Origin of the sequence: Protofrankia sp. Cj5 (assembly GCF_917627405.1) — a bacterium.
Classification (GTDB): Bacteria; Actinomycetota; Actinomycetes; order Frankiales; family Frankiaceae; genus Protofrankia.
In genome coordinates, this window is sequence record NZ_CAKJTO010000105.1 from 1 (window position 1) to 9,109 (window position 9,109).

7 protein-coding genes and 1 rRNA gene are annotated in these 9,109 nt (G+C 66.7%); 4 read left to right on the top strand and 4 right to left on the bottom strand.

The genetic code is table 11. From position 1 onward, the window contains the following. Positions 1-90, top strand: a 5S ribosomal RNA gene (gene rrf, locus MJ777_RS18640); the annotation flags it as partial. 165 nt (positions 91-255) lie between these two features. Here rrf and MJ777_RS18645 read toward each other — a convergent pair. The 4 genes from MJ777_RS18645 to MJ777_RS18660 form a co-directional block, all read right to left on the bottom strand. Beyond that, positions 256-1,371, bottom strand: coding sequence for a S1C family serine protease (locus MJ777_RS18645; protein WP_239312368.1), 1,116 nt, complete (start codon positions 1,369-1,371; stop codon positions 256-258). A 453-nt stretch (positions 1,372-1,824) separates the two neighbouring features. Continuing rightward, the gene (locus MJ777_RS18650; RefSeq protein ID WP_239346741.1) at positions 1,825-2,517 is read right to left on the bottom strand and encodes a TetR/AcrR family transcriptional regulator C-terminal domain-containing protein; all 693 of its coding nucleotides are present in this window, start codon (positions 2,515-2,517) and stop codon (positions 1,825-1,827) included. Positions 2,518-3,314: 797 nt separating this feature from the next. Further along, positions 3,315-4,364, bottom strand: coding sequence for a phosphotransferase family protein (locus MJ777_RS18655; RefSeq protein WP_239377290.1), 1,050 nt, complete (start codon positions 4,362-4,364; stop codon positions 3,315-3,317). A 92-nt stretch (positions 4,365-4,456) separates the two neighbouring features. Next, positions 4,457-5,170 carry an MBL fold metallo-hydrolase gene (locus MJ777_RS18660; RefSeq protein ID WP_239346739.1) on the bottom strand — a complete coding sequence of 238 codons (714 nt, stop codon included), beginning with the start codon at positions 5,168-5,170 and terminating at the stop codon, positions 4,457-4,459. Between the two features lie 256 nt (positions 5,171-5,426). Between MJ777_RS18660 and MJ777_RS18665 the strand changes: the two genes are divergently transcribed. From MJ777_RS18665 to MJ777_RS18675, 3 genes are all read left to right on the top strand, one after another. Next, the gene (locus MJ777_RS18665; protein WP_239312375.1) at positions 5,427-6,527 is read left to right on the top strand and encodes a hypothetical protein; all 1,101 of its coding nucleotides are present in this window, start codon (positions 5,427-5,429) and stop codon (positions 6,525-6,527) included. 172 nt (positions 6,528-6,699) lie between these two features. Further along, positions 6,700-7,506 carry an alpha/beta hydrolase gene (locus MJ777_RS18670; protein ID WP_239312377.1) on the top strand — a complete coding sequence of 269 codons (807 nt, stop codon included), beginning with the start codon at positions 6,700-6,702 and terminating at the stop codon, positions 7,504-7,506. A gap of 73 nt (positions 7,507-7,579) precedes the next feature. Beyond that, complete coding sequence (locus MJ777_RS18675) at positions 7,580-9,019, top strand: NAD(P)/FAD-dependent oxidoreductase (RefSeq protein WP_239312379.1); 1,440 nt, start codon at positions 7,580-7,582, stop codon at positions 9,017-9,019. Positions 9,020-9,109 lie beyond the last annotated feature (90 nt).

Genomic DNA, 9,109 nt, shown 5'->3' on the forward strand with positions numbered 1-9,109 from the left:
TCCGGTTCCATTCCGAACCCGGTAGCTAAGCCCTTCTGCGCCGATGGTACTGCGTGGGTGACCGCGTGGGAGAGTAGGACGCCGCCGGACTTCTTTCAGGGAGGGGTTATCCGACATGGATAACCCCTCCCTTTTTGTTGTAGGGGCGGCTTGTTGTAGGCCCGGCGACAGGGGACGCGGCGTCGCGGGGCCAGGAAACGAGGCGAGGCGCCGTCTGGCGCCGTCTGGCGCCGGACGAACTTCCGGCGGCGACCACTAAGCGAAGAGACGGCGCCGGGGCTGCCTGGACCGCCGATCTGCTTCCGCTCCGATTGCGGCCACCGGAGCGACCGGGGCGACCGGACCATTTCGCCGGCCCTGGGCGCCGCTGCCTCCGAAACCGGCGGCGGAAGCGTGGCTGACAGTAATCATCGCTACCTGTGAGGCGGGCGAGGCGCTGCTCGTGGCGCTGGCCGCGGCAGCACGACTGTCATGGCCACCCGTGTTACCCGCGGAGGCGGCGGACGCGAGCTGACGAGCGACGGACATGGCATGATTGATTGGAATGGAGTACCCGGCCCGCATGCCGGCTGGCAGATACTCGTTGAACATCGTCGCAGCCGTGTCCATACCGATGACCTGACCCGCCGCGCTGACCAGCGGGCCACCGGAGAATCCGGGTTTGATCGCTACGTTGGTTCTGATGAGGCCGGTCAGCTGTTCGGCATTACCACCACCGGGTTCGGTAGCGGTGATGCTCTGGTTGAGGGCGGTGATGGCACCGCTGGCGGTGATCGGCGCACCGCCCTCAGCATTGCCAACAGCAACGACGGAATCGCCGATGGAAACCTTCGCGGAGTCCCCGATCGGAACCGCGGTGAGCCCTGAAACGCCGCGCAGCTGGAGTACGGCGACATCATCGGTCGGATCGGCGCCGACTACCGCGGCAGGATACGCACGACCAGTACTGGCGACGGTCACGGTGATACCTGCGGAGTCCTGGATGACGTGATTGTTGGTAAGTATCTCGCCACCGGAGTTCAGGAGCATGCCGGTTCCCGCGGCAGAACCATTCTGTGTGGCGAGCTTGGAAACGATACGAACCACGCCTGGCATAACTCGGGCCGCGGCACCGGACCGCTGCGCCGGAATAGGGCTGCCAGCCGCCGCGGTGAACACGTCGGGAACGGCCACAGTAGCGACAGCGGCGGCAGCGCGGATTCCCGGCCCCATGACGATCGGGCCGTCACCGGCACGGCCTGGCAACCCGGAGGTGGTCATTGCGGTACCAGCTGTGATGGCATACCCGCTCAGACAGGCGGTCGCACACCCGAGCGCGGCCACTCGCAGCCGCCACATGGAGATACCGGGACTCTCCTCACCCACCGCCACGCGGACCTCCTCGTGAGTCCACCGCCAGAGCCGGTGCCGCCAGCGCTCCTTGGTCCGAGCCTCTGCTGTCCTGCGCATCCGTCTACTGCCGACTGCCGTCGTCGACCACCGCGATCGACGTCCGGCGACTCAACCCAATCGCGTGGCAATCGCTGGGCGATCACCGAACGATCGAATGCGGGGCATATCACGCCGAAGCCAGCGTCCCCTGACCTCCGTCATCTCAGGTGCCTCCTGTGTGTAGTTAGAGTGCCTGGCGACACGGGGCTGGATCAAGGAGCGGGGCTGGGACGCGTCCACCGCAAGGTGGCGCGGGGAGCCACCGGAGGTGGTAGGTGGCGATCGACGAGCTGAGGTATCCGTGCGTCGCACGGTCACGTACGGAGAGTGATGCGGAGAGGCTCCTGCCCTGTTGCCGGAGCCTCTCCATGAGATGGCGGATCATAGGCTGCTTCAGGATGCGACCCGCGCCTCCTCTTGCCTGGCCAGCTGCTGGCGGAGTCCGGCCAGGATCAATTCCATCCCAAATCGGTATTCCTCATCATGATCGCAGCTGCCAAGGTCGGGCACGGCCGCGGCCAGCGCGGGGAAGCCGCCCGCCCGCAGCGCCGCTGCCTGTTGGGCAAGCAGCTCAGGCGCCTCCGACCGTTCGATCAACGAGCTCCCGCCGCCGGAGAGCTGGCGCAGGATGGCGCCGGTGTGGAGGGCGACTATTGCGCGTATCGCGTGAACGGACGTGGCGCTGTCGAATCCGACGTCAGCCAGCAGAGCCAGCCCGGTCTCGAACGCCTGGAGGGCCACTGTCGAGGCCACCGGTCGGGTGGCCAGCAAAATGAAGGCTGCGGGGTGGGCCAGCGCCACGCGGCGGAACTCGCTGGTTATGGCCTGGATTCGCTCCTCCCACGGCCCGCTCGCGGCCACCGCCGGCTTGATCTCATCCAGTATGATTTTGGTTACCCCGTCGAGTAGCGCAGCCTTGTTGGGGATGTGGTTATACAGGGACATGGCCTCCACGCCGAGTTCGCTGGCGAGACGGCGCATGCTGAGCGCGTCGACGCCGTCGCGGTCGACGAGTCGAAGAGCGGTACGAAGAATCCGCTCACGACTGAGGGGCCGGTGGGTGCTGGACCCGTTGCTCTTCGCCATGATGGTTGTTGTCCGTCCTCGGTTCACTGGGCATACGGCCGCACGAAAAGGTGCCCGCTGGGTCAGCCAGGTCATTCGGGGCGAACGACAGGTTCAGACCGGTCCAGGACCGGAACGGGAGAGAGACTCGTGCACGTGCTTGGTTATCTGCCCGCTATGAACCTACCGCTATGATTGCTGAGGGCCACGATATGGCACACTGTAACGCCCTGAGGCCGAGAACGTCACAGCCGCGGGACGAGGCGCGACGGGAACATGATAATGGCCGTCCCGCGCCGGACGATTCTTTTATCGCTGCCCAGAGTACGAGCGCCCGCTAACAGAGGGATGAGTCAGGGAGCGGGGCGGGGGCGCGTTCATCGCGAGGCGGCGCGGGGAGTCACCGGAGGTGGTGGACGTCAACCGACGAGCAGGGGCACTCGCGCGTCGCGCGGCGATGGATGGTGAGCGATGACGCGAGGTGCCTGCTGCACCTCCGCGCAGGTCGCTCTCGGCAATGGATTGAAGCGGATCCGTGGCCAGGGGCAGGGAGGCGGTCCTGTCCGTGACCACGGGCCGCGGTCTACTCGCAGGCAGGAGCGATGCCAGGGAACCTCGGTGGGATGGCGGGCGCACGTCGGCCCCAGCGCTGGAAAGAAATTTCCATAAACAAAGCGCTCATGGTCATAGTGCGCTTCTTTCTCTTTTTTGCCTCTTTTACCTCTTTTTATTTCTGCGCTTACGCTGTAAGTATATTTCAGTACTCTGCCACGTGGGCCGAAGGTTGTCAACGCACGCAGCTTCTGGTGACGAGGGCCTCAGCGCAGGGCGCGCAGGGCGCGCAGACCGGCGGCGACAAGTTCCGGCACAGCGGCCCCCGCCGTCTCGAAACCATCACCGACGGTTTTTCCGCCGAGGTAGCGGGCGTGGATCCCCTCCGCAATCACAGAAATCTTGAAATAGCCCAGAGCCAGGTAGAAGCTAAGGTTCACCATATTTCGCCCAGCGGCCAGGGCGTATGCCTCGATCAGTTCGTCCGCCGCTGGCATGCGGTTGCTGGTCGACGCCGCCGAGCCGCCGAGCACCGCTTCGAAGGCGGGGTCACGGTAGACGGCGGCCAGCGCGAGGTCCGCGAGCGGATCGCCGAGCGTAGCCATTTCCCAGTCCACCAGCGCGCGGACGGTACCGAGGCTGTCCGGGTCGAGGATGGCGTTGTCTATCCGGACATCCCCGTGGACGATCGCCGCGCCGCTCTCAGCCGGCAGCGCGTCCCGCAACCGGGCGTGCAGGGTGATGATGTCGGTCAGTTCCCTGGTGGCGACGTGGGCCCACTGGTTGCGCCAGCGCGTTACCTGCCGGCTCAGGTAACCCTCCGGCCGGCCGAAATCAGCCAGGCCGACCTCCGCGTATGGTACCGCGTGCAGGCGGGCCAATGCCCTGAGCACACCGAAGGCAGCCTGCGCGACCTGAGCGTTGGAGTAGCTGTCCAGATCTTCGCGGCTACGGATGACAACACCGTCGACGAGTGAGACCACGGAGAACGGAGCGCCGATCACCGTGCTGTCCTCGCAGAGCGCGATCGCGTCGGGCACGGGGACGTCGGTCCCCGCCAGAGCGGCGACCACCCGGAACTCCCGGCTCATGTCATGCGCGGAGGGGGTCAGCCCACCCAGCGGGGGCCGGCGCACCACCCAGCTGGATGCCTCGTCCCACACGCGATACGTCAGGTTCGAGCGGCCGCCGGCCAGCAGGGCGGCGCGCAGCTGACCGCACCGCCCTGGTACCCGTACATCGAAGTAGGCGGTCAGCGCGGCGAGATCGAGGCCCGTGGGTATGGCATCGGCAGGCACCGCGTTAGCAGGAATCATCATTGTCTCCCAGGTCATCGAAAGCGGTGCCGGGTTATCCGATTACATACAGCTAGTTGCGGGAGCTGCTGATCGCCGGTTCGTCGGGCGGGTCACCCGCCGAACATCATCCGCCATTGTTCAATGCTCCGGGGCCGGAAAACAGTATTGTCACGCCGAACCGCCGACATCGGTGCGGACGGCTGTGCCGAGTAAAGGTGCCCAGGGAAGACGACTGGGTCCGCTGGCAGCGCGGCCAGCTGCTGGAGGCTGGTGTACATGGCGTCGGGGTCACCTCCGGGGAAGTCCGTTCGCCCACACCCTTCCAGAAAAAGTGTGTCGCCGGCTATCAGCCGCCCGCCGTCCACCAGAAAGCACTGGCTGCCGGGGGTGTGCCCGGGGGTGTGCAACAGCCGGATGGGCACCGCGCCGACGTCGACCACGTCGTCATGGTCATGGCTGACCAGGTCGGTGGCGCTGACCCCGGTGGTGCGCCGTACCCATTCGGCTTCATCGCGGTGTACGTGTACCGGAACCTGGACACGGGTGAGCAGATCCTTCAGGCCGGGCAGGGAGAAGCCGAGCATGTCGCCACCGACGTGATCGGGATGGTGGTGCGTGACCAGCACACCGGCGAGCCGCATACCATCGTCGGCAAGGGCGGCGAGGATGTCGTCGATCGCGTACGCCGGGTCGACCACGACCGCGTCCCGAGTTTCCTGATCGCCGATCAGATAGGTGAAGTTGACCATCTGAGCCGCTATCGGATCGCCGACCGCGAAGTCGCGCCCGGACAGCAGCTGGCGGAAGTACAGACGTTTGACCATGGGCTCAAGGCTACGGCGGCCGCACCATCGATACAGCCTGCCGCTCCACCGGACACGGCTTTGCTTACCTTCGGTGGCTTGCGCCGCGCTGGGCGTACTACGATTGATCAATCGAGGCTTCGATTCCGCGCAATACGGTAACCGTAATCTCCCGGTCAGCGTTTGTTCGCCCCGCCATCACCCGTCCGTCGTACTTTGCTGCTTTGTTTCTTCCAGTACGGAGCCTGCGCCAGCCGCATCCTCAGAAAGGGTATTCATGACCTCTCAGCGCAGAGTTGTCGGCTTAACCGCCATCGTGCTCGCACTTGGTTTCGCCGCCGCCGGTGTGACGGCTGGCGTGGCCAGTGCCAATCCGAACGATGACGATCGACGAGATGGGTGGCGCAATACGCGGAACTATGAGATCGGGCTTTTCGGCGACATGCCATACGGCCCCAACGGCCGGTTGCAGTATCCTCATGTAATCGCCGACATGAATTCTCACGACCTGGCGTTCTCCATCTTCGACGGTGATATCAAGAACGGTGGCGAGCCGTGCTACGCTGACATTGACGGTTCCGCGCAGAAAGCCGGTCAGCCGGATGTCTACAAATATGCCCTGAATCTGTTCAACCAGTTCCGGGACCCGGTTGTCTACGTTCCCGGTGACAACGAGTGGACAGACTGCGACCGGCCGTCCACGGCGGGGCCCACATTCGATTCGGTCGACCGGTTGAACTACCTCCGCCAGGTCTTCTTCCCGGATGACCGGAGCCTGGGGCGCCGTACCCTCCAGCTGACGAGACAGAGCCCGCAGTACCCGGAAAACGTGCGATGGACGCGTGGCCCAGTGACCTACGTCGGTGTCAACGTCCCCGGCAGCAACAACAACTACATACCCGACGGCGATGTCAAGGACGGCCCGCAGGCCGAGGCCAACGCGGAATATGCGGCGCGTAACGCCGCGAACCTGCGGTGGATCCGGGATTCCTTCGCGGCGGCGAAGGCGAGCGGCTCGAAGGCCATTATGATCACTGTGCAGGCCGATATGTTCGGCGACAGCCCCACCGCCCCGGGCGGCACGACCGTCGACCCAACGGACCACTTCGCCGACACCAAGGCCCTGCTCGCCCGGGCGGCCGTCGACTTCGGGAAGCCGGTTGTTCTTGTCAACGGCGACAGTCACTACTTCACCGTGGACAAGCCGCTGAGTGACGACGCGGGCAACGTCATCGAGAACTTCACCCGGGTGATGACCTTCGGCAGCTCACTCAACCACTGGGCCAGCGCGACGGTCGACCCGGCGGATCCGCAGATCTTCAGCTTTCACCAGCACATCGTCCCCGCGAATCTCCCCACCTACACGTTCAGCTCCTGAGGGAATCCTGTTGTGGTCCGGGCTGTCCGGGGGCGGTGGCCAGCCGCGGACCACGACGGGTCTGGGTGAATCCCACCCGCCGCGCTTGACAGTTCTCGCGTCATCGGCTTTGACTGATGCTTCTGTCTATGTGTCGGTCAGCGTGCCGGGCTTGTCGGGAGGGAGCGGGATCGTGACCGTACTGAGCGCACCTGTCGTGTTCATCCATGGGTTGTGGCTGCACTCGACGAGCTGGCGCAACTGGGCCGAGCTGTTCACGGCCGCCGGTTATGAGACGTTTACACCGGAATGGCCAGGTGTGGCAGCCACAGTCGAGGCGGCTCGGGCGCACCCGGAAGCCCAGGCGGGCAAAGGGCTGGGCGAGATCATCAATCATCATGGCGAATTTCTGCGGACCCTTGACACCAAGCCGATCGTGATCGGTCATTCCTTCGGCGGCCTCATCGCGCAGAGCCTGCTCGGCCAGAATCTGGCCGCCGCCGCGATCGCGATCGATCCCGCGCAGATCCGGGGCGTGCTGCCGCTGCCCGTCACTCAGCTCAAGTCCACCTTCCCGGTCCTGCGGAATCCGCTGAATCTCACCAAGAGCTTCGTCCCGAACCGGAACGAGTTCAAGTACGGCTTCGGTAACGAGCTGAGCCGCCAGGAGTCGAACGAACTGTACGACATGTGGACGATCCCGTCCCCGGCTCGCCCCCTGTTTGAAACCGCGGCCGCGAACTTCGCGCCGCACTCCCCGGCCCGGGTCGACGTCAAGAACTCGGCCCGCGGCCCGCTGCTCATCATTTCTGGCCGTCAGGACCACACGGTTCCTGACGCGGTCAGCCGCGCCGCGTTCAAGCGCTACCGGCACTCGAGCGCGGTGACTGAATTCAAGCAGTTCGATCGCGGTCATTCCCTGACTATCGATCACGGCTGGCGGGAGATAGCCCAGACCTCGCTCGACTGGCTTCGGTCCCAGCACGCTGTAAGCGCGTGAAGGGACTGCCCGCGAGCCGTGCGGATGGGATCGGCGCAGCATCGTCCGCCCATGGAAGCCGTTGAGGCGGCGAGTGGGCCGGGCCGGTGCGGACGGGTTCGACGCGGTCGTCGTCGGTTCCGGCCCCAACGGGCTCACCGGCGCGGTGACGCTCGCCGAAGCCGGCTGGCGGGTGCTGGTCGTCGAGGCTGCGCCAACGGCTGGCGGCGGGCTGCGCACCGAGGAGCTGACCCTCCCGGGGTTCCGGCACGACGTGTGCGCCACCGTGCTGCCGCTGGCGCTGGCCTCACCGGCGCTGCGCGCGATGCCGCTGGCTGACGAGGGCCTGCGCTGGGCGCATCCAGCGGTGCCGCTCGCGCATCCGCTCGACAACGGGCCGGCTGCGCTCCTGCACCGCGATGTCGCGCGGACCGACGCGGGCCTTGGAACCGGGTCGGGGTGGCGCCGGTTGCTCGCTCCGCTCGTCGCGGATGGTGACGGCCTTACGGCAGATGTGCTTGCCCCGCTCGATCTGCCCCCTGCGGCGCCGGTCACCCTGGCCCGGTTCGGCGCCCGCGGGCTGTGGCCGGCGACCATTCTCGCCCAGGCGGCGCTGCGCGGCGGCCGTGGCCGCGCGCTGCTCGCTGGCTGCGCCGCCCATTCCATGCTTGACCTGCGTCAACCCGTCACCGGTGGGTATGGGCTGTTCCTCGCGTTGTTGGCGCATCATGTCGGCTGGCCGGTCGCGGTCGGTGGATCCCAGTCACTTGCGGACGCCCTGGTTGGACGGTTGCGCAGGCTCGGCGGGGAACTGGTCACCGCCACCCCGGTGCGCTCGCTCGCCGAGCTGCCACCGGCAGCGGCGGTGCTGCTCGACCTGACCCCACGACAGGTGCTCGAAGTCGCCGGCGACCGGCTGCCGGCCGGCTACCGTCGCGTGCTGGCGCGCTACCGGTACGGGCCGGGCGTGTTCAAGGTCGACTGGGCGTTGGACGCTCCGGTGCCGTGGCGGGACCCGTCCGTGGCTGGTGCCGCCACCGTGCATCTGGGGGGCACCCTCGCGGAGGTCGCCGCGGCCGAGCGGGCGGTGGCCCGCGGCGGGCATCCGTCCCGCCCGTTTGTGCTGTTCGTGCAGGCCTGCGTTGCGGATCCGTCGCGTGCTCCCGCCGGGCGGCATACGGCGTGGGCCTACTGCCATGTCCCGCTCGGCTCCACCGTCGACATGACCGATGAGATCGAGGCGCAGGTGGAGCGGTTCGCTCCCGGCTTCCGTGACCGCGTGCTGGCCCGGCACACGATGCCGCCGAGGGCGCTGGCGGCGCACAACGCCAACGAGATCGGCGGCGACATCGGCGGTGGCAGCGCCGACCTGCGCCAGCTCCTCGCTCGTCCGGTCCTTTCGCCCCGGCCGTGGGCGACACCGGTGCCCGGTGTGTACCTGTGCTCGGCCGCCACGCCGCCCGGAGCGGGTGCGCACGGGATGGCGGGCGCGCACGCTGCCCGGCTCGCGCTCCGCCGGGGTGCGTGTTTCTGACGGGCTGCTGTCGACCCCGACGGGGTGATATCGACCAGAAGGCGTGAAAAAAGTGCGCGATCATGGTTTTCCGCGCTTAGAGCGCCCGGC